This window comes from Streptomyces sp. O3 (genome assembly GCF_054788135.1).
In genome coordinates, this window is sequence record NZ_JBTVYK010000054.1 from 25,545 (window position 1) to 49,108 (window position 23,564).

The window sequence follows — 23,564 nt, forward strand, 5'->3', positions numbered from 1 at the left end:
TTGAAACCACGCGGCCGCGTACTCGTTTTCTGAGGGATTCCGCGCACTCGGGCGGAGAAGCGGGAGAACGTCAGGGCTTGTAGACCTTGCCCGGCTCCGGCTTCGCCGGGGACAGGAGGTCGGTCACCGTGACGAAGGTGTAGCCGCGCTTCTTGAGTTCGGTGATGATGCCGGGGACGGCCGGGACCGTGCCCCGGTAGATGTCGTGCAGGAGGATGATGCCGTCGCGGCCCGCCTGGTCGAGGGTGCGCTTCTGTATCAGCGCGGAGTCGTTCGTCTTGTAGTCCTTCGCCGTGGTGGACCACAGCACCTGGGACAGGCCGAGCTCCTTGCAGACCTTCTCGACCTTGTCGTCCGTGCGGCCCTGCGGCGGGCGCATCAGGGTCGGCGTGACGCCGGTGAGGCGCTTCACCTCGTCCTGGGTGCGGGACAGCTCCCGGCGGATCTCGTCCTCGGAGACGTCCGGGAGGCGGGGGTGGGTCCAGGTGTGGTTGGCCAGCTCGTGGCCCTCGTCCGCGTCCGCGATGGCGCGCACGGTGTCCGGGTAGCGCTCGATGTGCTTCTTGCCGAGGAGGAAGAAGGTCGCCGGGACCTTCTCCTTCTTCAGAGTCTCCAGCAGCTCGGGCGTCTTGGGGCCGGGGCCGCCGTCGAAGGTGAGGGCGATGCACTTGGCCTTCGCGCAGTCCACCGCTCCCGCCGCGACCTCGGCCCCGTCCGCCGCCTTGCCGCGCGCGTCGGACGGGGTGGTGGAGTCGTAGCTTGAGCAGCCGCTCAGCAGCAGGCTCGCCAGGGCCGCGCCCGCGAGAGCGGTCCCCTGCGGCACGGACTTGTTCGGTTTACGCAGCGTGGTCAGCGCCATGGGTCGGTGGTCCCCGTCTCATCCGGTGCCGTGCGGCAGTCGTCCACCGAATGTCCCGCGCACCGGTGGCTGCGGACGTCCACAGGACACCCACAGGTCACCCGGCACGGTACTACCAGACGATCAACCATCCGAATTCGGGGCAGACCGAACAGCCACGGACAGCCACGGACAGCCACGGGCGGGCCTGGTGGACAGAACCCGTCAGGCCGTCGTCCAGACGATCGACTGGAGTTCGCTGTACGCGTGCAGCGCGTACGAGCCGCAGTCGCGGCCGACCCCGCTGCGCTTGAAGCCGCCGAACGGCGCCTCCATGTTCCGGCCGATCGTGTTCACGCCGACGCCGCCCGCGCGCAGCCGCCGCGCGACGCGGAAGGCGCGGGCCACGTCGCCGGTCCAGACGTAGTCGATCAGGCCGTAGTCGGAGTCGTTGGCCAGGGACACCGCCTCGTCCTCGCCGCCGTCGAAGGGGACGACCACGACGACCGGGCCGAAGATCTCCTCCCGTACGACCCGCATGTCGCTGGTGCAGTCGGCGAGGAGGGTCGGGGCGACGTAGAAGCCCCGGCCGTGCGGGGACGGCGGGCGGTCGCCGCCCGTCACCAGCCGTGCGCCCTCCTTCCGGCCCAGGTCGACGTACGACTCGACGCGGTCCCGGTGCGCGGCTGAGATGACCGGGCCGACCACGGTGCCCCGCTCGCGCGGGTCGCCTACCTTCAGGTGCGCGACGTATTCGGTGAGCTTCGCCAGGAGCCGGTCGTAGATCGCGCGGGCGGCCAGCACCCGTGTCGGGGCCGTGCAGATCTGGCCGCTGTAGAAGGCGAAGGCCGTGCCGATGCCCCGCACCGCCGCGTCGAGGCCCGCGTCGCCCACGTCGTCGAAGACGAGCGCCGCGCCCTTGCCGCCCAGCTCCATCAGCTGCCGTTTCATGCCGCGCCCGCACACCTCGGCGATCCGCTGGCCGACCGCCGTGGAGCCGGTGAAGCTGACCATGTCGACGTCCGGGGAGTCGACGGCCGCCTCGCCGACCTCGGAGCGCGACCCGGACACCACGTTCACCACGCCTGGCGGCGCCCCGGCCTCCTCCAGCGCCTCGCCGAGCGCCGCCGCCATCCGGTAGACCGACAGCGGGTCCTGCGGCGCGGGCTTCACGACCACCGTGTTGCCCATGGCCAGCGCGGGCGCGACCTTGCCCGCGGGGTTGGCCCAAGGGTTGTTGTACGAGGTGACGCAGGTGACGACGCCGACCGGCTGACGTACGGCCAGCGCACCGAACGCGCCCGCCCCGCCCATCGGACCGGCCTCGTTGACCTGGGGCGGATGGGCGGATTCGACCGGCTCAAGGGCCCCCCTCGCGTAGCGGCTGAAGCGCGACACCCCGACCGCGACCTGCATGCCGCGCGCGGTCGCCGTCGTCGCGCCGGTCTCGGCCTGGGCCAGTTCGACGTGGGCCGCCGTGTCGCGCCGCATCAGGTCGGCGGCCCGGTCGAGGATCGCGGCGCGCTCCTCGGCTCGGGTGCGGGACCACGGGCCGAACGCCTCCCGCGCGGCGGCAGCGGCGGCGTACACCTGCTCGCGGCTGGCTTCGGGGGCGAGTCCGACGACGTCCTCGGTCGCGGGGTCGATCACCTCGTAGTGACCGGCGTCGGGTTCGACCCACTCGCCGCCCACGAACAGCCGCTGTGGCGTGCTCGCCTGCTGTGGCGTGCTCACGTGGTGCTCACCGTCCTGGTGTCCCGGCCGGAACGCAGCACCGTGCCCGGCACCGCGCCGGTGACCACGTCATCGCGGATGGTCTCCACCCCGTTGACCCAGACCGCGTGGACGCCGATCGCCTTGGAGTCCAAGCGCGGGCTGTCGCCCGGCAGGTCGTGGACGAGGGTGGCCTTACCCGCGTCGATCGTCTCCGGGTCGAACAGGACGAGGTCCGCGTGGTAGCCCTCGGCTATCCGGCCGCGTTCGCGCAGCCCGAAGAGGCGGGCGGGGTCGTCCGTGAGCATCTGGACGGCCCGTTCCAGGGAGACCAGTCCGCGGCCGCGCAGGCAGTCGCCGATGAAGCGCGTGGTGTACGGGGCGCCGCACATCCGGTCCAGGTGCGCGCCCGCGTCGGAGCCGCCGAGCAGGACGTCCTCGTGTTCCCAGGTCTGGCGGCGCAGCTCCCAGGAGTCGGGGTCGTTGTCGGTCGGCATCGGCCACAGGACCGTACGCAGGCCGTCGTCGGCGCAGATCTCGACCAGGCAGTGGAACGGGTCCTGGCCGCGTTCGGCGGCGATGTCCCGTACGACGCGGCCGGTGAGGCCCGCGTTCGCGTCGGAGTATGTGTCGCCGATGACGTACCGGTCGAAGCGCGCGAGGCGGCGGAAGACCCCGGCCTCCCTGGAGTCGGCGCGGCGGAGCAGCTCGGCCCGTACGTCCGGGTCGCGGAGGCGCTCGATCCGCTGGGGTACGGGGAGGGCCAGGGTCTCGCCCCAGCCGGGGATGAGGTTGAGCGCGCAGAACGTGCCGAGCGACATGTTCATGGGGGTGAGGATGGGCATGGTGAGGGCGACGACGCGACCGCCCGCCTTGCGGGCCCGTTCGCTGGGGACCAGCTGGCGGGGTACGCGTTCGGGGACGGCGGCGTCGATGGTGAGGACGTTCCAGTTGAGGGGGCGGCCCGCGGCGGCGGACATCTCGACGAAGAGGTCGACCTCGGCGTCGCTGAACTGGTCGAGGCAGCCGGCGACGATCGCTTCGAGCTGGGTGCCCTCGTGTTCGGCCACGGCGCGGGACAGGGCGAGGAGTTCGTCGGGGTGCGCGTGGCGGGAGGCCACGGGGCGGCCGTCGCCGTCGGAGTGGGTGGCGGACTGGGTGGTGGACAGGCCCCAGGCGCCCGCGTCCATCGCTTCGTGGAACAGGGCCAGCATGGCGGCCAGTTGCTCGTCGGTGGGCGGCCGGCCGCTGGTCGCGTCCGCGCCCATGACATGGCGGCGCAGGGCGCAGTGGCCCGCCATGAAACCGGCGTTGACCGCGATCCGGCCCTCCAGGGCGTCCAGGTACTCGCCGAAGGTGTGCCAGTTCCAGGGCGCGCCCTCTTCGAGCGCGACCAGGGACATGCCCTCGACCTTCGACATCATCCGGCGGGTGTAGTCGGCGTCTTCGGGGCGGGCGGGGTTGAGCGGGGCGAGCGTGAAGCCGCAGTTTCCGCCCGCGACGGTGGTGACGCCGTGGTTCAGGGACGGGGTGGCGTACGGGTCCCAGAACAGCTGGGCGTCGTAGTGGGTGTGCGGGTCCACGAAGCCGGGGGCGAGGACGCGGCCGGCAGCGTCCTCGGTGGTCGCGGCGGCGGTCTCGGCCGCGGCGTCGCCGCCCGGCTCAGCGATCAGGGCGATCCGGCCGTCCCTGATGCCGACGTCGGCGACGCGGGCGGGGGCGCCGGTGCCGTCCACGACCGTCGCGCCGCGGATGAGGTGGTCGAGCATGTCTCGTTCCCTTCAGGGTGCGGGGCGGTGCGGGTCGGGGCGGTTCAATGTGCGCCCTGTCTGAACCGCGTGGTCCTGTGCACCGGGTCCGTGTCGATCTTCGGGATCACGTGCTCGCCGATCAGCTTGATCGACTGGAGCGTGTCCTCGCGCGAGATCCCGATCGGCAGCCCGAACGACAGCTGGTCGGCCCCCGCCTGCTCCCACCGCTTGCACTGCCGCAGCACCTCGTCCGGGTCCCCGCAGATCAGCAGCTCCTCGGCGATCAGCAGCTCGATGATCTCCTCGTTGAACTCCGGCAGCGTCTCCGGCCAGACCGGGAAGCCCTCCGGCCGGGGAAAGGTGTCGTGGTAGCGGAACACCAGGGACTGGAGGTAGTGCAGCCCGCCGCCCGCCGCGATCCGTACCGCCTCCTCGTGGGTCGGCGCGCAGACCGCCGTCGAGGTCACCATGACGTTGTCGTTGACGAAGTCGCCGACCGGCTCGGCGTCCGTGATGGCCGTCTTGTACTGCTCCAGCACCCACTCCATGTCGGAGACCTTCTGGACGCTGAACCCGAGCACCCCGAGCCCCTTGCGCGCGGCCATGGCGTACGACGGCGGGGACCCGGCGGCGTACCACATGGCCGGGTGGGACTTGCCGTACGGCTTGGGGAAGATCTTGCGCGGCGGGAGCTGCCAGTGCTTGCCCTGGAAGCCGGGGTACTCCTCCTGGAGCCACATTTTGGGGAACTCGGCGATGGTCTCTTCCCAGATCTCCTTGGTGTAGTTCATATCGGTGACGCCCGGTATGAACCCCAGGATCTCGTGCGAGCCCGCGCCGCGCCCCGAGCCGAACTCGTGTCTGCCCTCGGAGAGATGGTCGAGCATGGCGACCTTCTCGGCGACCTTCACCGGGTGATTGACCTGCGCCAGGGGGTTGAAGATGCCGGAGCCCAGGTGGATGCGGTCGGTGGCGTGGGCGAGGTAGCCGAGGAACACCTCGTTCGCGGAGAGGTGCGAGTACTCCTCCAGGAAGTGGTGCTCGGAGGCCCAGGCGTACTTGAAGCCGGACTTGTCCGCCTGGATGACGTACTCGGTCTCCTCCATCAGCGCCTTGTGCTCGGCCAGCGGGTCGGTCTCGGCGCGCTTGCCGACGTATCCCTGTACAAAGAGCCCGAATTCCACGGCGGTTCACCGTCCTCTTCGCTATTTCTGACGATGCGTCAGATTTGATGCCGTCGACTGTTCCACCGTCGCCGTGAGGCGTCAATACTGACGCTGCGTCAGATCACGCTGACCCCTGCCAGCCAGCCGCCGTCGATCACGAACGGCTGCCCGGTGATGTACGAGGAGTCCGCGCTGGTGAGAAAGAGCGCCAGGTCGGCCACCTCACGCGGCTGCCCGACCCGCCCCAGCGGCACCAGCTTGCGGTAGAGCTCGTCCAGCGCGGCCGAGGTCTCGGCGGGGTCGGCCGCGGGGTCGAGCAGCGAGGGGTTGGACATGGGGGTGTCGATCGCGCCGGGGCACATCGCGTTGACCCGGATGCCGCGCGGCGCGAGCTCCAGCGCCGCGACCCGAGTCAGCCCGAGGATCGCGTGTTTGGTCGCCGCGTAGGCGCCGACGGCGGCCATGCCGGTCAGCGCGGTGTACGAGGCGGTGTTCACGATCGTCCCGCCGCCCGCCGCGCCGATCTCGCCCGCGACGGCCTTGATCCCGAGGAAACAGCCCGCCTGGTTGACCCGCACCACCTGCATGAACTCGTCCAGCGGGGTGTCCACCAGCGCGTTGAACCGCAGGATCCCGGCGTTGTTCACCAGCCCGTCTACGCGGCCGAAGGCCTCCTTGGCGGCGGCCACGGCGGCGGTCCAGTCCTCTTCACTTCCGACGTCCAGGTGGACGTACCTGGCCCGGTCCTCGCCGGTCTCCTCGGCTATCTCTTTGGCGACGGCCGCCCCCTGGTCGTCCAGCACATCGGCCAGGACGACGCTGGCGCCCTCATCGGCGAAGAGCCGCGCCTCCTGCTCGCCCTGCCCGCGTGCGGCGCCGGTGACGATGACGACGCGCCCGTCCAGCTTGCCCATACGCACTCCTTCACGGACCCATCCGCTTGAGCCGTTCGTTGACTTCGGCCTGACTTCGGCCGTTGACTTCGGCCGTTGACTCAGTCGTCGAGGAGCGGCGCCACGTCCGCGCCGAACGCCGCCATCTGGTCGGCGAGTTCGGCGCGGCTCCGGCTGCGGAACCGCACCTGGATCTGGTCCACGCCCATCGCCGCGTACGCGCGCAGCGAATCGGCGACGGCCTCCGGCTTGCCGCTCAGCGCCCGGCGCCCCACGTCCCAGGCGGGCTCGCCCACGTACAGCGGCTCGGCGATGGCCCCGACGGTGATCGGCTCCGCCACCCCCGCCGCCTCGCGCAGCCGCTTCAGCTTCGCGATCTGCGCGGGCAGCCGGTCGCGCGGGTCGCCCTGCGGCAGCCAGCCGTCGCCGCGGGTCGCGGCCCTGCGTACGGCGGCGGGCGATGAGCCGCCCACCCACAGCGGGACCCGCTCCTGGGCGGGCCGGGGTCGCTGCCCGAGGTCGCGGAACCGGTAGCGCTCGCCGTGGTGTTCGGGGAACTCGCCAGGGCCGAGCGCCGCCCTGAGCGCGTCGATCGTCTCGTCCAGCACGGCCCCGCGCCCCGCGAAGTCCGCGCCCACCGCGTCGAACTCCTCCGCCACATGCCCGGCCCCGACCCCGAGGATCAGGCGGCCGCCGGAGAGGCAGTCCACCGTGGCGTACTGCTTGGCGGTGATCAGCGGGTGCCGCAGCCCGACGACGGCGACGTGGCTGAGCAGCCGCACCCGCTCGGTGACGGCCGCGAGGAAGGAGAGGGTGGCCACCGGGTCGTACCAGACGGTGCCCATCGCGGCCGCGAGGCGGCGCGGGATCGCCACATGGTCGCAGCTGGCGAGGTACGCGAACCCGGAGCGGTCCGCGGTCCGGGCGATCTCCACGAGGTCGGCGGGCCCGGCCCCCGCCTCCCACGGCTCGGCGTAGAGGGTGCTCTGCGACTGGACGGGAAGCTGCATCCCGTAGACCAGGCGCCGCCGCCGCGCTCGCGACGACTCCCTCGGGTTCACGCCGGGCCCCCCTGCGCAGGCGGCCCCGACGACTCGGCCGGTCCCGACGGCGCGGACGGCCCCCACAGCCCGTCCTCGGTCAGGCCCAGCAGGTCGATCGCGTTGCCCCGGACGATGCGGTCCACGACGTCCGGGTCCAGGTGTCCCATCTGGCTCTCGCCGACCTCGCGGGACTTCGGCCAGGTCGAGTCCGAGTGCGGGTAGTCGGTCTCGTACAGCACGTTGCCGACCCCGATCGCGTCCAGGTTCCGCAGGCCGAAGGCGTCGTCGAAGAAGCAGCCGTAGACGTGGTCGGCGAAGAGTTCGGACGGCGGGCGGCGCACCTTGTCGGCGACTCCGCCCCAGCCGCGGTTCTCCTCCCAGACCACGTCCGCCCGCTCCAGGATGTACGGGATCCACCCGATCTGCCCCTCGGCGTACATGATTCGGAGGTTCGGGAAGCGCTCGAACTTGCCGCTCATCAGCCAGTCGACCATCGAGAAGCAGCAGTTGGCGAAGGTGATCGTGGATCCGACGGCGGGCGGCGCGTCCGCCGATGTGGACGGCATCCTGCTGGACGAGCCGATGTGCATGGCGACGACCGTCCCGGTCTCGTCGCAGGCCGCCAGGAACGGGTCCCAGTCGTCCGTGTGGATGGACGGGAGGCCCAGGTGCGGCGGGATCTCGGAGAAGGCCACCGCCCGCACCCCGCGCGCGGCGTTCCTGCGCACCTCGTCGGCGGCGAGGCGGGCGTCCCACAGCGGGATGAGGGTGAGGGGGATCAGCCGTCCGCGCGCCTGCGCGCCGCACCACTCCTCCACCATCCAGTCGTTGTACGCCCGTACCCCCAGCAGGCCCAGCTCGCGGTCCCCGGCCTCGGTGAAGGTCTGGCCGCAGAAGCGCGGGAAGGTCGGGAAGCAGACGGCGGACTGGACGTGGTTCACGTCCATGTCGGCCAGCCGCTCGGGGACGCTGTACGACCCCGGCCGCATCTGCTCGTAGGTGATGACTTCCAGCTTGATCTCGTCCCTGTCGTAGCCGACGGCGGTGTCCAGGCGGGTCAGCGGGCGGTGCAGATCCTCGTAGACCCACCAGTCGCCTATCGGCCCGTCGTCTCCCTTCTCCCCCATCACGGGAGCGAACTTCCCGCCCATGAAGGTCATTTCCCGCAAAGGGGCACGAACCACGCGGGGGCCGGTGTCGCGGTACTTCGACGGGAGGCGGTCCTGCCAGACGTTGGGGGGTTCGACCGTGTGGTCGTCCACCGAGATGATCTTCGGGAAGGTCTCCATGCGCACCACGGTAGCGCCGATCTGACGAACCGTCAGCTCATCGCGCGCGGCCAGACGGCCGGATGCGAGCCCGGATACGAGCCCGGATCCGAGCGGCGCGTGACGGGCGAGTGACTGGTGTGCACCGCGTACGTGACCTGTCCCCGCCTTGCCTGCCGGGGGTGCACCAGGTTGGCTTGGGTGGACCGTGTGAGAGGTGTCTCCCACGGCTGACGTATCCGGCGCGCACAAGGCAGACTGGCAGCGGCGATTCCACGGCGGGCAGACGCGAAGCGCGGGAATAAACCGCGGATCGCCACGCTTTGCAAGGAACCGTCAAGGTTCGGTCCAGGTTCGCCAGGGGGCAGGGATGGACGGTGTACCGCGCGTACCCGAGCAGCGGCGCCCCGAGGTGTCGATGTCACGGGAGGCGCTGCGCTTCAGCGTGCTCGGACCGGTACGGGCCTGGCGCGGCGGCGAGCCGCTGAGCACCGGATCGCCCCAGCAACGCGCCCTGCTCGCGGCGCTCCTGCTGCGCGAGGGCCGCACCGCCACCGCCGCCGAGCTGATCGACGCGGTCTGGGGCGAGGAGCCCCCGTCACAGGCGCTCGCCGCGGTACGCACCTACGCCTCCCGGCTGCGCAAGGCGCTCTCCCCCGACGTCCTGACCAGCGAGTCGGGCGGCTACGCGATCCGGCTGCCCGGCGACGCGCTCGACCTGGCCGTGGCCGAGGACCTGTGGGCCCGAGCCGAGAAGGCCAGAGGCGCGAGCGACCTCTGCCGCGCCCGCGCCCTGCTCAACGACGCCCTCGCCCTCTGGGACGGCGAGCCCCTCGCCAACGTACCCGGACCCTACGCGGACACCCAGCGCACCCGGCTGGAGGAGTGGCGGCTGCAACTCCTCGAAACCCGCCTGGACATGGACCTGGAGCAGGGCTGCCACGCCGAGTCGGTATCCGAGCTGACCGCGCTCACGGCGGCCCACCCGCTGCGCGAGCGCCTGCGCGAACTGCTCATGCTCGCCCTCTACCGCTCCGGCCGCCAGGCCGAGGCCCTCGCCGTCTACGCGGACACCCGCCGCCTGCTCGCGGACGAGCTCGGCGTGGACCCGCGCCCCGGCCTCGCCGAACTCCAGCGGCGCATCCTCCAGGCCGACCCGGCCCTGGCCGAGCCCGGCGCCGCGCCCGCCGCCCCGGCCACGGCGCCGGTCCGCCCGGCCCAGCTCCCGGCGACCGTCCCGGACTTCACCGGGCGCGCGTCGTTCGTCGCGGAGCTGGGCGCGTACCTGACCGCCGAGGAGGGCCGGGTGATGGCGGTCTCCGCCCTGGCCGGGATCGGCGGCGTGGGCAAGACGACCCTCGCCGTGCACGTCGCCCACGAGGTCCGCGCCCACTTCCCCGACGGCCAGCTGTACGTCGACCTCCAGGGAGCGGGCCCGCGCGTCGCCGAGCCGGAGACCGTGCTCGGCTCCTTCCTCCGCGCCCTCGGCACCGCCGACTCCGCGATCCCCGACTCCATGGAGGAGCGCGCGGCCCTGTACCGCTCGCTCCTCGACGGCCGTCGGGTGCTGGTCCTGCTGGACAACGCCCGCGACGCCGCCCAGGTGCGCCCGCTGCTGCCCGGCACGGCCGGGTGCGCCGCGCTGGTCACCTCACGGATCCGCATGGTCGATCTGGCCGGGGCGCATCTGGTCGACCTGGATGTGATGTCACCGGAGGAGGCGCTCCAGCTCTTCACCAAGATCGTGGGCGAGGAGCGGGTGGCGGCGGAGCGGGAAGCCGCCCTGGACGTGGTCGCCGCCTGCGGCTTCCTCCCGCTGGCCATCCGCATCGCCGCGTCCCGCCTCGCCGCGCGCCGCACCTGGACGGTCTCCGTGCTGGCCGCGAAGCTCGGCGACGAGCGCCGCCGTCTGGACGAACTCCAGGCGGGCGACCTGGCGGTGAAGGCGACGTTCGAGCTGGGCTACGGCGCGCTGGAGCCCGCGCAGGCACGGGCGTTCCGGCTGCTCGGGCTCGCCGAAGGGCCGGACATCTCGGTCGCCGCGGCGGCGGCCGTCCTCGGCCTCCCCGTCGAGGACACCGAGGACCTGCTGGAGTCCCTGGTCGACACGTCCCTCCTGGAGTCGGCCGCGCCGGGCCGCTACCGCTTCCACGACCTCGTACGGCTCTACGCCCGCGCCTGCGCGGAACGGGACGAACAGCCCCCGAGCGAGCGCGAGGCCGCGCTCTCCCGGCTCCTGGACTTCTACCTGGCCACGGCGGCGGGGGTGTACGCGATCGAGCGGCCCGGCGACCTGATGGTCGACCACCTGGCGCCGACCCGCTACTCCGGCCTGGAGTTCACGGACGGCGGCGCGGCCCTGGACTGGCTGTACGCGGAGGCCGAATGCCTGCTGGCCTGCGTCCAGCAGTCGACGGCCCCCGAACGCCTGCGACGCGCGGTCGACCTGCTGTGGGCGGCGAAGGACCTCGCCGAGTCGGGCGCCAACGCGCTCCGGTACGAGACCACGGCCGTCGCCGTACGCGACGCGGCGCGGCGCGCCGGAGACACCTTCGCCGAGGGCCGGGCCCGTACGACGCTCACCAACGTCCTGCTCGTGTCCGGGCGCATCGCGGACGCGGACGAGGAGGCCCGCCTGGCGATGCGGCTGGCGGAGTCCGCGGTGGACCCGGCGGCGGTGTGCTGGGCGGCCAATGACCGGGGCATCATCGCCCTGCACCAGGCCCGTTTCGATGACGGTGAGGGTTTCCTCAACAAGGCTATCGAGAACTCCCGTTCGGCGGGCAACCGCGCCAGCGAGGCCACCGCTCTGTGCAATCTCTCCCGTGCCCATCTGGGGCTGGGCCGCACCACGACCGCGGTCGAGACCGCGCAGCAGGGCATCGACATCTACGACGAACTGGGCTCCACCTTGCGCGCGGCCAACGGCCGCTATTCCCTCGGGATCGCGCTGACCAGAGCCAACCGGCTCACCGACGCGCTCCGTCAGCTCTCCGACGCGCTGGGTACGTTCACCGGCCACCGGCAGCAGCTCTGGCAGGGAACCACCCACTTCCGCATCGCCGATGTGCATCTCGCCGCGCGCCGACACCTTCAAGCGGCTCAGCACGCCGAACAGGCGCTCGCGCTGCGCTGCATCGGCGGCGACCGGATACGCGGCGAGGTGCTGACCCTGCTGGGCAAGGCACTGTCGGGACTCGGCCAACTCGACCGGGCCAAGGTGTGCTGGGAGGAAGCACTCGCGCTCTACGAGCAGTGCGGTCCCGTGGCCGAGACGAGTGAGATCCGCAGGTTGCTCGCGCCCGCCACGGCTGCCTGAGAACGCGCTGGGCGGGCCCCCGAAAAGCCCCTGTCACGGGCGTTCATCATTCGTTTATCGCCGTACGGCACTCTCGTCTTAGTCGAACCGTTGCGCCGGGGGGCAGACGGTCTGGCGAGGAGCCGAACCGGCTAGGGTGAACGGCTCCGAACGCCCGTCCGGCGGTCCTCGGGGGAGCTGCCGGACGGGCGTTCCTCAGTCGTTCGATTCGATCTCAACCACAACAGGGGAGCTCAAGCCATGAGCGAGCAGCAGCAGATGAAGAAGTCCGGGGACATCACCACGCAGGACAACCACATGCCCAGCGAGCCTGTGGACGAGATCTCCCCGGTGATCGACATACAGACGGCTGAGGCCAAGGACGAGCCGATCCTGAAGCCCCAGGACAACCACATGCCATAAGAGGTCCTCACCGGACCAACCCCCACGGGGATCGGCCGCAGCGGCCTGGAGGGGAGCCGCTGCGGCCGAGGCATGCCCTAGGGCCTGTCCTAGCTGGCGGCGGTGGCCTTGCGGCGGCGTACGACGAAGACCGCTCCGGCGCCGAGTGCCACGGCGGCGGCGCCCGCGAGGGCGATGGGGGTCGTGGACGAGGACGCGCCGGTCTTGGCGAGGTTCCCGTCAGCGTCGGTGTCAGCGTCCGTGCCAGTGCCAGTGCCAGTGCTGGGGCTGGGGCTGGGGCTGGCGTCTGAGGCGTTGCCGCTGTCGCCGTCCGCTGGCTGCTTGGAGGAGCCCTTATCCGTGTCGGGCTTGTCCGTGTCCGGCCGCTGGTCGTCGCCCTTGTCAGGCTTGCCGGGCTCGGCGTCGTCGACCGGGCCGGGCTCGCTGCCAGCAGGCAGGAGCTCGAAGTCGTACCGCTTCATCGGGCCGTTGAGGCAGGGGTTGTACTGGTTGGAGCCGTCGATGGCGAACAGGGCGAAGGCGTCACCGGCCGGGGACTCGGAACCGAGCCGCAGGCGTATCTTGACGGCGCTGTCGCCGCCCGGCTCGATGGCCTTGTCGAGGTCGAGGTGGTGGGGATCGCCAGACTTCGGGTCCTGCCAGCCGGAACCGTCGGACCACTGCATCTTGAGGTGGCGGTTCGTCCCGTCCTTCGGGTGGATGGCCACCAGCGGCTTGACCTTCACCGTCCGGTCGGTTCCATTGGTCAGCCGGAGCGTGAACTCGACGGTGGTACCGGCGGTCACCTTCGACGGCAGGCCGTCCGCGAGCGCGGTGAGCCCCGCCTCACGGACGCACTTCTTCGCTTCGGCGAGCGCCTTGTCGGCGGCCTTCTTGGCCTTGTCGGCCTCCTTGAGGGCCTGCTGGTTCAGGTGGTACTCGCGGGCCGCGGCGACCCTGGCGTCGTCCAGCGCGGTGCGGGCCTTCTTGGCTTCGGCCTTGGCCGTCTCCTCGGCCTTGACGGCCTTGGGCAGGGCCTCCTTGGCCTGGTCGAGAGCCTTCTGGGCCGTGGCCTTCTCGGTCTCGTCCCCGGCCGCGTCGAGCTTGGTCTGGGCGTCTTCCACCGCCTTCTCGGCAGCGGTCCTGGCGGCGCTCGCCTCCTTGGCCGCCTTGTCCGCGGTGAGCCAGGCGGCCTTGAGCGGGTGGGTGTCGGCTTCCAGGGTGACCTTGAGTACGTTCTGCAGCCTCTCCCTCTCGGCGAGGGCCTTCTCGTACGTCTTCTTCGCCTCGGCCGCCGCCTTTTCCAGCTCCTGGTACGTCGGCTGGTTCTGCGTCTGTGTCTGCGTCTGCGCCTGCGTCTGGGACGCGGCCGGGCTGTCGGCGAACGCGGGGGTGGCGGCGATGAGTGCGACAGGCGTGGTCACAGCAGCGGCGACGGCCACCGCGAGAGTACGGCGGAACTTCACTTGGGCCTTCCCTGGTCAGTGAGAAAGAAGAAAGCCTCGCCGCGGGGTCGCGGGTGCGGCTTCAGTCCGCCGAGTTTATGCAGGCCACATGGCACCGATTAACTCTGCGTATACCTCGGAGGCGTCCTCTCGCCGGAATGCACCTGACCGAAACGGGACACATCAGGATAGTTGCTCACGCTGCCTGTACTTTTTCTGTGAGTCATGCCATGGGCGGCGTCACGCCGCGCGACGCGAATGCGGTTGACGTCGGGGCCCGTGCTCGGGTTCGCTGCGGCGATGGACAGCCTTCGCTTCATCGAACCCCGCACCGACGCGCAGCTCACGGACTGGCGGCACGTGCACAACGTCATCGTGCCGCCCGCCGCCATGTCGCTGGACGACGTGCGCGGGCGGGCCGCGCGGTATCGCCTGGAGGTGGCGTACCTCGGGGACGTCCTCGTGGGGTGTACGACCGTGCGGCCGCCGGGCGACGAGACCGCCGCGGCGACCGTCATCGCGCGCGTGCTCCCCGAGTACCGCGGGCAGGGGTTCGGCGGGCAGCTCTACGCGCGCTCGCTCCAGCAGGCGAGGGAACTCGGGGCCGACGGGATCGAGACGGTCGTTCTCGCGGCGAACACGGAGGGGCTGCGGTTCGCGCTGGCGCGTGGTTTCGTCGAGGTCGAGCGGTACGTGCTGGACGAGGGCGACACGGACGTCTGGGTCGATCTGCGGCTGGCCTCGGGAGGCCCGGCATCCTGAGGTCGGGGAGACCGGGGCGCTTCAGCGGATCACGTGCGGGATGAAGCGGGCGTACTCGTCCGTGACCAGGCCCGACGACTCGCGGATGCCGAGGCCCGCCGCCTCGTCGCCGACCGTCCACGCGCCGAGCACGACCCGGTTGCCGTCGAAGTCGGGGAGCGGGGCCAGCTGTTGGTAGCAGCAGGGCTCGTCGCGTACGACGGGGGCGGATCCGGGCTGGTGGACGGTGACGCCCGCGCCCTCCCGGCCCAGGAGCGGCTTGGCGACGTAGCCGGGGCCCGGCGTGGAACCGGCCGCCAGCTCGCGCGGGCCGTCCAGGTAGGCGGGGAGGAGGTTCGGGTGGCCGGGGTAGAGCTCCCACAGCACCGCTAGCAGCGCCTTGTTGGAGAGCAGCATCTTCCAGGCGGGCTCGATCCACAGGGTGCTGCCGGTGCCGCCGCCGTTGTCGAGGGTGTCCAGGACGTGCGGGCCGAAGTCGTCCGTCGCCAGCCACTCCCACGGGTAGAGCTTGAAGCAGGCGCGGATGAAGCCGAGTCGCTGGTCGACGAAGCGTCCGGAGAGGTCGTCCCAGCCGATGTGTTCCATCGCGATGGCCTCGGTCGCGAGCCCGGCCTGTTCGGCGGTCTCCCGCAGGTACGCGACCGTCATCAGGTCCTCGCCGAGTTCGTCGTCCGCCGAGTGCGCGAAGTACAGCGGGCCGCGGGACGGGAGGAGCGGGGCCTGCCGCTTCCAGGCGTCGACGAGGCGTTCGTGGAGGGAGTTCCACTGGTCGGCGTCCGGGAAGCGCTCTTCCATCCAGAACCACTGGGCGCTGGCGGCCTCCACGAGCGAGGTAGGCGTGTCGGCGTTGTACTCCAGCAGCTTGGCCGGGCCGCCGCCCCTTCCGCCATCCCTTCCGCCATCCCTTCCGTCGTAGCGGAGGTCGAACCGGCTGTAGACGCTGGGCTGTTCGGACCGTCGTCGCCATGACTCGGCGATCAGGTCGGCCAGGCGGCCGTCCAGGATGCCGAGTTCGGCGAAGCGGCCGGTGTCCACGATGTGCGCGGCGGCGGCCAGGCACATCTGGTGCAGCTCTTCGACGGTCTCCTCCAGCGCCTCCACCTCCGGGAGCGTGAACGCGTAGTACGCGCTCTCGTCCCAGTACGGGCGCAGCGAGTCGTCCGGGTAGCGGGTGAGGGGATAGATCAACCCCTGCTGTTCGACGGTCTGCTGCCAGCCGGGGCGCGGCTCGATGGTGTGGCGCTGCATCGGCGGTCAGCCGCCCGAGCTGCCGGAGCCGGGCTTGCCGAAGCCGCCTCGGGTCACGCTGCCGCTGCTGCCGTAGCCGCCGTCGTCGTCGTACGAGCCGCCGCCCGAGGTGTACTGGCCGCCGTTCGACGATCCGGTGCCGCTTGACGAGCCGGTGCCGCCGCCGGCGCCGGAACTGGAGCCGGAATCCTTCGACCGCTTGCGGAACGAACCGCCTTTGGCCCAGCCGCTCTTCTTCCGGCCGCCGTAGTACCAGGCGGCGTCCCGGCTTGACTTGGGCGAGGCGCTGGTCTTGCAGTTCTGGGAGTCGATGACGCGGTAGCCCAGGTCGCGGTCGTAGCTGTCCCGGTCCACGCACCGCTTGTCCGGTTCCGAGCCGCACGCGGTGAGCGCGGCCGCGAGCAGGCCCATTCCGCCCAGTACCACCGTGCTGGAGCGCAGCCGGTCCCGTGCCGTGCCCATGTGTTCCCCCGAATCCCCGAATCCCCGTGCTTCCGTCGTACGCCTGTCTTCTGGGCAGACGCAGGGCATCAGGGTAGGGGTTCCCGCGCGGTCCGCTTCTCGCGGGTCCTGGTACTCGTATCAGGGCTCGTGCCCGTCTCCGTCGCAGGTCCTAGGGCCGCGGGCCGTTACGTCGGCGCGGGCGGCGGCCTAGCGTGGGGTGCATGAGCGATGACACCACCGGCATCCTTGACGAAGCGCTGCTACGCCTGCACGCCACCGGGCCTGAGTACCAAGGCGGGTTGAGCAATCACGCGCCCATGGCCGTGGAGGCGCTCGTGCACCACGGGCAGGCGGCCGCCGTACACCAGTGGATCGATCGGTACAGCGGGAAGCTGGAGGACTTCCCCGACCTCCGCGAACCCATCACCGAGGCCAACTGGCGGGAGGCGATGGGGGATGAGCGGCGGGTCGCGGACTGGATCGCGTACTTCGAGCGGGAGATCTCCGGGGAGGGGCGGCCCTGGCGGGACGTGCTGGCCCAGTGGTGGCCCCGGCTGCTGCCGGGCATCGCAGCGAGCGCCACGCACTCGGTGATCCGGATCGGGCATGCCGTACGGACGCTGCTGGGCGGCGACGAGAGCGCTCCCCGTGTCGCCGAACTCGCCCACGCGCTCGGGTACTGGGCCGCGCGCCAGCTGTATCTGCCCGAGGTGCGGACCCTGCGCACCGCGCCGAGCGCCCTGGCCGCGCTGGACGCGGTGGAGGCCGTGCCCGAGCAGGGCGGCGGCATCCGCAACCGGCTCTCGCAGATATCGGCCTTCCCCACCTGGCCGGGGCATGCCGCCGCGACCGCCCCGAGCGCCGGGGACGGGAGCGCCGGGGCCGGGAACGCCGGTGACGGGAACGCCGGGGACCCGGACGCCGCCCGTGCCGCGCTGACGGAGCTGGTCACCGCCTCGGTGCACCGGTACGCCACCCACGGGCACGGCGAGCCGGTCATGATGGTGCACTCCGCGACCGCGCCCAACGCCGTGCTGCGGACCCTGCCCGCGCTCCCCCGCGAGCTGTGGCCCTCCTCGCTGGCGGCGGCCTGGGCGGCGAGCGCGGCGGTGACGGCGGCGTACCGGCCTCGGGAGGGCGTCGTCTACAGCCCGTCGGGGGAGCTGACCGCCGAGGAGGTCTTCCAGGCGGCCGCCGCGCACGGCGACGATCACACCATCAAGTTCACCGACACCGCGCTGGACGTGGGGGACGCGGCCGCGCTCGCCGCGGCCCGGCGCGCGGTCGAGCTCAACACTCCTCTCTGGTGAGCGGCCGGGGCCTCGGTTTCCCGAGTTCCCGCAGTTCCCGCAGTTCCCGCTTCAGGACCTTGCCGCTCGCGTTCCGTGGGAGGCCGGGGACGAACTCGACCTCGCGCGGGACCTTGTAGTTGGCCATCTCACGGCGGGACCAGGCGATCAGGTCGTCGGCGGTCAGGGTGGAGCCGGGGCGGCGCACCGCGTAGGCGCGGCCGACCTCGCCGAGGCGGGGGTCGGGTATGCCGATCACCGCGACGTCCGCGATGTCCGGGTGCAGGGCGAGGAGTTGCTCTATCTCGGCGGGGTAGGCGTTGAAGCCGCCGACGATGAACATGTCCTTGAGGCGGTCGGTGATGCGCAGGTTTCCCGCCTCGTCGAGTACGCCCACGTCGCCGGTGCGCAGCCAGCCGTCGGGGGTGAGGGCCTTCTTGGTCTCCAGGGGGTCCTCGAAGTAGCCGCTCATGACGTGGTGGCCGCGGACCAGGACCTCGCCCGGCTGACCGGGCGGCAGGGGCTGGCCCGCGGCGTCCGTCACCCGTATCTCGGTGTCGGGGATGGCCCGGCCGGAGGTGCCGGCGATGACCGCGGGGTCGTCGCCGCGGCGGCACATGGTGACGATGCCGCTCGCTTCGGACAGGCCGTAGGCGGTCAGTACGGTGCCGATGCGGAGCTCCGAGCGCAGCCGCTCGACGAGGCGGAGGGGGACGACCGCCGCGCCCGTCACGACCAGCCGGAGCGCGGAGAGGTCGTGCTGGTCGCGGGCCGGGTGGTCGAGCAGGGACTGGTGCAGGGTGGGCGGGCCCGGCAGGACCGAGATGCGTTCGGCGGCGATGTTCGCCAGCACCGTGTCGGTGGTGAACACCGGCTGCGGCACCATCGTCGCGCCGCGCGTCAGGCAGGCGATGATCCCCGCCTTGTAGCCGAAGGTGTGGAAGAACGGGTTGACGATGAGATAGCGGTCGCCTTCGCGCAGGCCCGCCAGTTCGCTCCAGACGTCGTAGCAGCGCAGGGTCTGGGCGTGGGTGATGACGGCGCCCTTGGGGCGGCCCGTGGTGCCCGAGGTGAAGATGATGTCGGAGGGGGACGACGCGTCGATCTCGGCGGCGCGGTCGCGGACGTCGGCGACGCTGACGCGCTCGCCGTCGGCCAGGAAGTCCTTCCAGGAGCGGAAGTTCTCCGGGGCGTCGTCCGCGAATACCACCGCCTGCTCCAGGTGCGGGAGGCTCGGGAGCGGTCCCGTGCCGCTGCCTTCGGCGGTCGCGCGGCGCAGGGACGCGACGTACGAGGCGCCGAGGAAGGTTCCGGTGACGAACAGCAGCTTCGCGCGGGAGCGGGCCAGGACGTACGCCGCCTCGGCGCCTTTGAAGCGGGTGTTCAGCGGGACCAGGACCGCGCCGGAGCAGACCGCGCCGAGCGCCGAGACGATCCAGTCCAGGGTGTTGGGAGCCCAGATCGCGACCCGGTCGCCGGTGCGTACGCCGCTGGCCATGCAGGCCGCGGCGGCCCGCTCCACCCGCTCGCCCAGTTCGGCGTACGTGATCCGGGTGCGGCCGTCGGCCACCGCCTCGCGCTCGCCGAACCGCAGCGCCGCCGCGCGCACCAGTTCCGGGATGGTGCCCCACTCCAGGCCGCCGCGCGCCGCGGGCGTCGCGTGTGCAGGTGTCGCGCGTGCAGGTCTCGCTCGCATCACAAGCCCTCCCACCCAGTAGCTGACTATCCGTCAGATTAGCTGTACCCTTCCCCGCTGTCAGCAGTGACGCGGGCAGGTTGACCACGGAGGCGGCGATGGCGGCGCGTACGGCGACGGCGACAGCGACAGCGACGACAGGCCTCAAAGACGCTACGGCGATTGCCGGCATCGGACAGACCCCCTTCGCCAAACACCTGCCGGAGTCCGAGAAGGCCCTGGCCTGCCGGGCGATCGTCAGCGCACTCGACGACGCCGGAATCGCCCCGTCCGAGGTGGACGCCTTCGCCTCGTACACCATGGAGGAGACCGACGAGGTCGAGATCGCCAAGGCGATCGGCGCGGGTGACGTGACCTTCTTCAGCAAGGTCGGCTACGGCGGCGGCGGTTCCTGCGCGACCCTCGCGCACCTGGCCGCCGCGATCGCCACCGGGCAGGCGAGCGTCGGCGTCGCCTGGCGGTCGCGCAAGCGCGGCAGCGGGCCGCGGCCCTGGACGAACACCGCCGTCCAACTGCCCGCCCCCGCCCAGTGGACCAGGCCGTTCGGCCTGCTGCGCCCCGCGGACGAGATCGGCATGCTGGCCCGCCGCTATATGCACGAGTACGGAGCCACTCGGGACCACCTCTTCAATGTCGCGCTGGCCTGCCGCAACCGGGCCAACCAGAACCCGGCCGCGATGATGTACGAACGCCCCCTCACCCGCGAGATGTATATGACGGCACGCTGGATCAGCGAGCCGCTCTGCCTCTTCGACAACTGCCTGGAGACCGACGGCGCCCTCGCCTGTGTGGTCGTGTCGGCCGAACGCGCCCGCGACTGCCGTCAGAAGCCCGTGTATCTGCACTCCGTCGCCCAGGGACTGCCGTCCCAGCACCACGGCATGGTCAACTACTGGAACGACGACCCGCTCACCGGACCGGCCTGGACCGCCGCCCGACAGCTGTGGAAGCAGGCCGACTTCGGCCCCCAGGACGTCGACGTGGCCCAGATCTACGACGCCTTCACCCCGCTGATCCCGCTGTCCCTGGAGGGCTACGGCTTCTGCGCCCGCGGCGAGGGCGCGGCCTTCACCGAGGGCGGCGCCCTGGAGATCGGCGGACGGCTGCCCCTCAACACCGGCGGCGGCGGACTCAGCGAGGCGTACGTCCACGGCTTCAACCTCATCACCGAAGGCGTGAAGCAGCTGCGCGGCACCAGCACGGCGCAGATACCCGACGCCGCCACCTGCCTGGTCACCGCGGGCGAGGGCGTACCCACTTCGGCCGTCCTGCTGAGGAGTTGATCGCTCATGTCCTCCACTATGAACCCCGCCACTGACAACGGCCCCGCTGCAGACCGCCCCGGTGCCGACCGCCCCGCCGCCGACGGCGCTCGGGCGGGCGCGCTGCTGCCGCCCCTGCCCGACGACGACGGCGCGCCCTTCTGGGAGTACGCCGCCCGCGGCGAGCTGCGCGTCCAGGCCTGCGCCGCACCCGGCTGCGGCGAGCCGCGCTTCCCGCCCCGCCCCTGCTGTCCCCGCTGCCAGTCCTTCGCGAGCGAGTGGCGCGCGATGAGCGGCAAGGGCCGCATCTGGTCGTACGTCGTCCCGCACCCGCCGCTGCTGCCCGCCTACGCCGAGCAGGCGCCGTACAACGCGATCGTCGTCGAGCTCGCCGACGCCCCGCGCATCCGCCTGGTCGGCAACCTGGTCACCGGCCCTGACGCGCCGCTGAACTCGGTGCCCGGCGAGCTGCTGCGCGTCGGCGCCCGCGTCCGGGTCGTCTTCGGCGAGGTCGGCGGGATCGCCGTGCCCCGCTGGGTACTGGACCGGGACCGGTGAGCGGCGCGACGTCCCCGCGCGTCGAGACCGACGAGGAGACCGGGGTCGCCGTCGTCACCCTCGACCGGCCGTCGAAGCACAACGCGATCGACCTGGAGACCGCCGCCGGGCTCGCCGCCGCCTGGCGGCGGTTCCGGTACGAGGACGCCGTGCGCGCGATCGTCCTCACCGGCGCCGGCGGCCGGGCCTTCTGCACCGGCGTCGACCGGTCCGTGGCCGTGCCGCAGCCCTCGTCCCCGTACGCCGTCGACGATCCGCTGCTCACGATAGGGCCCAAGGCGAACGACCTGTTCAAGCCCGTGATCGCCGCCGTGAACGGGATGGCCTGCGGCGGCGCGTTCTATCTGCTCGGCGAGGCGGAGTTCATCGTCGCCGACGCCGACGCGACCTTCTTCGACCCGCACACGACCTACGGCATGGTCAGCGCGTACGAGTCCGTGTTCATGGCCCAGCGGATGCCGTTCGGGGAGGTGGCGCGGATGGCCCTGATGGGTACGGCCGAACGGGTCTCGGCCCGGCGGGCGTACGAGACCGGCCTGGTCTCCGAGCTCACCGCGCCGGGCCGGGCCCTGGACGCGGCCCTGGCCTGCGCGGCGACCATCGCCGGGTACCCGACCGAGGCCGTGCAGGGCACCGTACGGGCCGTCTGGGCGGCGAAGGAGGCGGCGCGCACCCAGGCGCTCGCGCACGCGCCGCACCTCATCGCGCTCGGCAATCTGTCCCCTCAGCGGCAGGCGGACCTCTTCGCCGCCCGCCGCCCGGACTTCAGAGTCCGCTGAGACTGGACTGTCTTTGAACCCCCGCCTGCCTGGCAGGCGGGGCGAAGGCGGCGTAGCGTCGGGAGCGGACGGCCGCCGTCCGGAATCCCTTCCGTGTCTGGTACGACGGCCGTCACAGACAGGGACACGTCACGGTCAGCGGGCCGTCGCCGTGCCCGTGCCCTTCACGGCGTCCAGCGCGTAGACGCACCGGTCCTTGCTGCACGCGTAGACCACACCGGCCTCGGCCACGGGCGACCCCGTGATCTCGCCGCCGGTGGCGAGCTTCCAGCGGAGCTGGCCGCCGTCCGCGTCCAGCGTGTACAGACAGTGGTCGGCGGAGCCGAAGTGGATGCGCTCCTCGGCGGCGACCGGCGCGCCGATCACCTCGCCGCCCGCCTGGAAGCGCCACTTCGGGGTGCCGGTGACCGCGTCCAGGGTGTAGAGCCCGTTTCCGCTGCCCACATGCACATGACCGCCCGTGACCAGCACCGGGTCGATCGAGGAGCGGGCCTCGGTGGCGATCCGCCAGCGGTCGCGGCCGTCGGTGGCGTCCAGGGCGTAGACCGTGCCCAGGTAGTCCGCGAGGTAGACGCCGCCGCCGGTCACCGAGGGTCCGGGCGCGAACGCGGGCGGCGAGAGGAAGACCGCCGGGGCCTCGAAGTGCCAGCGGACATGGCCCGCCGCCACGTCGATCGCCAGCGCGCGCGTGCCCGCGACCACGTACACATAGCCGTCGTCGGCCGGGGTGAGCCGGACCGGTACGCCCCCGCAGGACGCCGCGTCGCCGATGGGGTACGACCAGCGTTCGACGCCGGTACGGGCCTCCAGGGCGCGCAGCCGCGCGTCCTGCCAGACGTAGACCGTGCCGTCCTGGACGACCGGCCCGGCCTGCGGGGTCTCGAACTCGGTCTGGGCGCCGGTGATCTCCCACAGCTTCTCGCCGTTGACCGCCTCGTAGGCCTGTACGCCGCCGCCGCGGGTGCCGGTGACGACGGTGCCCCGGTCGGCCCGGAGCGCGTAGACCCAGGCCTCGGTCGGGACGCGCCACAGGTCGGAGCCGTCCTTGGCGTCGAGCGCGTACAGCGACGGGCCGTCGGACGCGTGGATACGGCCTTCCGTGACGGCCATCGACCAGGCGACGTCGCGTGTCTTGAAGCGCCGCCGCCCGGTGGCCACGTCCAGCGCGTGCACCTCGAAGGACGTGACATAGACCTGGTCGCCCGCGACGTACGGGGTGCCCCACACGTCGTTCGACATACGGAACCGCCAGGGCCGCCAAGGCGCGCCCTCGGGCGGCGCGGCGGGGGGCGCGGCGGGTTGTCCGGCGGGAGCGGGCAGTGCGGCGTCCGCGCCGTTCGCCGCGGCCCCCGACGCGCCGGACCAGGAGTCGGCGAGGCCGCCGTCGGGCGTCGCGGCCCTGACCGCGGCTTCCCGCGCGTCGGCCACCCGCGGTCCGGGGCCGATCGGCACGGCGGAGCCCGGCAGCCGCACCGGACTCACGTCGGGAGCGGCGGCGGACGCGCCTACGGGGGCGGGAACCGGGGCGGCGGGGGCGGAGCCGCCGCGCCAGCCCGCGTCCCAGTCGTCGGGGGCGTGCGCGGGGGGCGCGGGGGGCGTGTACGGCGGCGCGGGCGGCACCCGGCCCCCCGCGCCCCCCCCCCCCCCCCCCCCCCCCCCCCCCCCCCCCCCCCCCCCCACCCCCGATCATATAAAAAACAGACACAGCC

The 23,564-nt window shown here is 72.1% G+C and carries 18 protein-coding genes and 1 pseudogene; 7 read left to right on the plus strand and 12 right to left on the minus strand.

Going from position 1 to position 23,564, the window contains the following annotated elements; translation table 11 throughout:
• Window positions 1–70: 70 nt before the first annotated feature.
• From ACX6XY_RS24070 to ACX6XY_RS24100, 7 genes are all read right to left on the minus strand, one after another.
• Window positions 71–859 carry a polysaccharide deacetylase family protein gene (locus tag ACX6XY_RS24070; protein ID WP_460334512.1) on the minus strand — a complete coding sequence of 263 codons (789 nt, stop codon included), beginning with the start codon at window positions 857–859 and terminating at the stop codon, window positions 71–73.
• Window positions 860–1,063: 204 nt separating this feature from the next.
• Window positions 1,064–2,572: an aldehyde dehydrogenase family protein gene (locus ACX6XY_RS24075; RefSeq protein WP_460334515.1), complete on the minus strand. Its 1,509-nt coding sequence runs from the start codon at window positions 2,570–2,572 to the stop codon at window positions 1,064–1,066.
• Entirely contained in the window at window positions 2,569–4,320 is a 1,752-nt protein-coding gene (locus tag ACX6XY_RS24080; RefSeq protein ID WP_460334518.1) for an N-acyl-D-amino-acid deacylase family protein, read from the minus strand. The genes ACX6XY_RS24075 and ACX6XY_RS24080 overlap by 4 nt, the downstream gene beginning before the upstream one ends.
• 44 nt (window positions 4,321–4,364) lie before the next feature.
• Window positions 4,365–5,486, minus strand: coding sequence for an LLM class flavin-dependent oxidoreductase (locus ACX6XY_RS24085; RefSeq protein ID WP_460334521.1), 1,122 nt, complete (start codon window positions 5,484–5,486; stop codon window positions 4,365–4,367).
• Window positions 5,487–5,584: 98 nt separating this feature from the next.
• Complete coding sequence (locus ACX6XY_RS24090) at window positions 5,585–6,382, minus strand: SDR family NAD(P)-dependent oxidoreductase (protein ID WP_460334524.1); 798 nt, start codon at window positions 6,380–6,382, stop codon at window positions 5,585–5,587.
• Window positions 6,383–6,462: 80 nt separating this feature from the next.
• Window positions 6,463–7,371: a TIGR03619 family F420-dependent LLM class oxidoreductase gene (locus ACX6XY_RS24095; protein WP_460334562.1), complete on the minus strand. Its 909-nt coding sequence runs from the start codon at window positions 7,369–7,371 to the stop codon at window positions 6,463–6,465.
• A 47-nt stretch (window positions 7,372–7,418) separates the two neighbouring features.
• Window positions 7,419–8,693, minus strand: a complete 1,275-nt coding sequence (locus tag ACX6XY_RS24100; RefSeq protein WP_460334527.1) for an amidohydrolase family protein — start codon at window positions 8,691–8,693, stop codon at window positions 7,419–7,421.
• A 349-nt stretch (window positions 8,694–9,042) separates the two neighbouring features.
• On the opposite strand from ACX6XY_RS24100, the gene ACX6XY_RS24105 reads away from it, so the two are divergent.
• The gene (locus tag ACX6XY_RS24105; protein ID WP_460334530.1) at window positions 9,043–11,991 is read left to right on the plus strand and encodes an AfsR/SARP family transcriptional regulator; all 2,949 of its coding nucleotides are present in this window, start codon (window positions 9,043–9,045) and stop codon (window positions 11,989–11,991) included.
• A gap of 240 nt (window positions 11,992–12,231) precedes the next feature.
• Complete coding sequence (locus ACX6XY_RS24110) at window positions 12,232–12,393, plus strand: hypothetical protein (RefSeq protein WP_460334532.1); 162 nt, start codon at window positions 12,232–12,234, stop codon at window positions 12,391–12,393.
• Window positions 12,394–12,482: 89 nt separating this feature from the next.
• On the opposite strand, the gene ACX6XY_RS24115 is transcribed toward ACX6XY_RS24110, so the two are convergent.
• The gene (locus ACX6XY_RS24115) at window positions 12,483–13,838 is read right to left on the minus strand and encodes an LAETG motif-containing sortase-dependent surface protein (RefSeq protein ID WP_460334535.1); all 1,356 of its coding nucleotides are present in this window, start codon (window positions 13,836–13,838) and stop codon (window positions 12,483–12,485) included.
• A gap of 279 nt (window positions 13,839–14,117) precedes the next feature.
• Here ACX6XY_RS24115 and ACX6XY_RS24120 point away from each other — a divergent pair, with 279 nt between their 5' ends.
• Window positions 14,118–14,579 carry a GNAT family N-acetyltransferase gene (locus ACX6XY_RS24120; RefSeq protein ID WP_460334538.1) on the plus strand — a complete coding sequence of 154 codons (462 nt, stop codon included), beginning with the start codon at window positions 14,118–14,120 and terminating at the stop codon, window positions 14,577–14,579.
• A 21-nt stretch (window positions 14,580–14,600) separates the two neighbouring features.
• Here the strand turns inward: ACX6XY_RS24120 and ACX6XY_RS24125 are convergent, their stop codons facing one another.
• Window positions 14,601–15,827 carry a glutathionylspermidine synthase family protein gene (locus tag ACX6XY_RS24125; RefSeq protein ID WP_460334541.1) on the minus strand — a complete coding sequence of 409 codons (1,227 nt, stop codon included), beginning with the start codon at window positions 15,825–15,827 and terminating at the stop codon, window positions 14,601–14,603.
• Between the two features lie 6 nt (window positions 15,828–15,833).
• Window positions 15,834–16,289 (minus strand): hypothetical protein, encoded by a 456-nt coding sequence (locus ACX6XY_RS24130; protein ID WP_460334544.1) that lies wholly within the window; start codon window positions 16,287–16,289, stop codon window positions 15,834–15,836.
• A 203-nt stretch (window positions 16,290–16,492) separates the two neighbouring features.
• On the opposite strand from ACX6XY_RS24130, the gene ACX6XY_RS24135 reads away from it, so the two are divergent.
• On the plus strand, window positions 16,493–17,581 hold the full coding sequence (locus tag ACX6XY_RS24135) for a questin oxidase family protein (RefSeq protein WP_460334547.1): 1,089 nt from the start codon (window positions 16,493–16,495) through the stop codon (window positions 17,579–17,581).
• Here ACX6XY_RS24135 and ACX6XY_RS24140 read toward each other — a convergent pair.
• Window positions 17,562–19,256, minus strand: a complete 1,695-nt coding sequence (locus ACX6XY_RS24140) for a FadD3 family acyl-CoA ligase (protein WP_460334550.1) — start codon at window positions 19,254–19,256, stop codon at window positions 17,562–17,564. The genes ACX6XY_RS24135 and ACX6XY_RS24140 overlap by 20 nt on opposite strands.
• Window positions 19,257–19,354: 98 nt before the next feature.
• On the opposite strand from ACX6XY_RS24140, the gene ACX6XY_RS24145 reads away from it, so the two are divergent.
• The 3 genes from ACX6XY_RS24145 (at window position 19,355) to ACX6XY_RS24155 (ending at window position 21,855) form a co-directional block, all read left to right on the plus strand.
• On the plus strand, window positions 19,355–20,539 hold the full coding sequence (locus ACX6XY_RS24145) for a lipid-transfer protein (RefSeq protein ID WP_460334553.1): 1,185 nt from the start codon (window positions 19,355–19,357) through the stop codon (window positions 20,537–20,539).
• Between the two features lie 102 nt (window positions 20,540–20,641).
• The gene (locus tag ACX6XY_RS24150; protein ID WP_460334565.1) at window positions 20,642–21,076 is read left to right on the plus strand and encodes a Zn-ribbon domain-containing OB-fold protein; all 435 of its coding nucleotides are present in this window, start codon (window positions 20,642–20,644) and stop codon (window positions 21,074–21,076) included.
• On the plus strand, window positions 21,073–21,855 hold the full coding sequence (locus ACX6XY_RS24155; protein ID WP_460334556.1) for an enoyl-CoA hydratase/isomerase family protein: 783 nt from the start codon (window positions 21,073–21,075) through the stop codon (window positions 21,853–21,855). The genes ACX6XY_RS24150 and ACX6XY_RS24155 overlap by 4 nt, the downstream gene beginning before the upstream one ends.
• Window positions 21,856–21,990: 135 nt before the next feature.
• On the opposite strand, the pseudogene ACX6XY_RS24160 reads toward ACX6XY_RS24155, so the two are convergent.
• Window positions 21,991–23,508: pseudogene (locus tag ACX6XY_RS24160) on the minus strand (outer membrane protein assembly factor BamB family protein); the annotation flags it as partial.
• Between the last annotated feature and the right edge of the window lie 56 nt (window positions 23,509–23,564).

Bases quoted from the DNA above. Each gene is read 5' to 3' on its own strand.
- ACX6XY_RS24070 (WP_460334512.1), bottom strand. From the start codon at position 859: ATGGCGCTGACCACGCTGCGTAAACCGAACAAGTCCGTGCCGCAGGGG.
- ACX6XY_RS24080 (WP_460334518.1), bottom strand. From the start codon at position 4,320: ATGCTCGACCACCTCATCCGCGGCGCGACGGTCGTGGACGGCACCGGC.
- ACX6XY_RS24090 (WP_460334524.1), bottom strand. From the start codon at position 6,382: ATGGGCAAGCTGGACGGGCGCGTCGTCATCGTCACCGGCGCCGCACGC.
- ACX6XY_RS24095 (WP_460334562.1), bottom strand. From the start codon at position 7,371: ATGCAGCTTCCCGTCCAGTCGCAGAGCACCCTCTACGCCGAGCCGTGG.
- ACX6XY_RS24100 (WP_460334527.1), bottom strand. From the start codon at position 8,693: ATGGAGACCTTCCCGAAGATCATCTCGGTGGACGACCACACGGTCGAA.
- ACX6XY_RS24105 (WP_460334530.1), top strand. From the start codon at position 9,043: ATGGACGGTGTACCGCGCGTACCCGAGCAGCGGCGCCCCGAGGTGTCG.
- ACX6XY_RS24110 (WP_460334532.1), top strand. From the start codon at position 12,232: ATGAGCGAGCAGCAGCAGATGAAGAAGTCCGGGGACATCACCACGCAG.
- ACX6XY_RS24120 (WP_460334538.1), top strand. From the start codon at position 14,118: ATGGACAGCCTTCGCTTCATCGAACCCCGCACCGACGCGCAGCTCACG.
- ACX6XY_RS24125 (WP_460334541.1), bottom strand. From the start codon at position 15,827: ATGCAGCGCCACACCATCGAGCCGCGCCCCGGCTGGCAGCAGACCGTC.
- ACX6XY_RS24130 (WP_460334544.1), bottom strand. From the start codon at position 16,289: ATGGGCACGGCACGGGACCGGCTGCGCTCCAGCACGGTGGTACTGGGC.
- ACX6XY_RS24135 (WP_460334547.1), top strand. From the start codon at position 16,493: ATGAGCGATGACACCACCGGCATCCTTGACGAAGCGCTGCTACGCCTG.
- ACX6XY_RS24140 (WP_460334550.1), bottom strand. From the start codon at position 19,256: ATGCGAGCGAGACCTGCACGCGCGACACCTGCACACGCGACGCCCGCG.
- ACX6XY_RS24145 (WP_460334553.1), top strand. From the start codon at position 19,355: ATGGCGGCGCGTACGGCGACGGCGACAGCGACAGCGACGACAGGCCTC.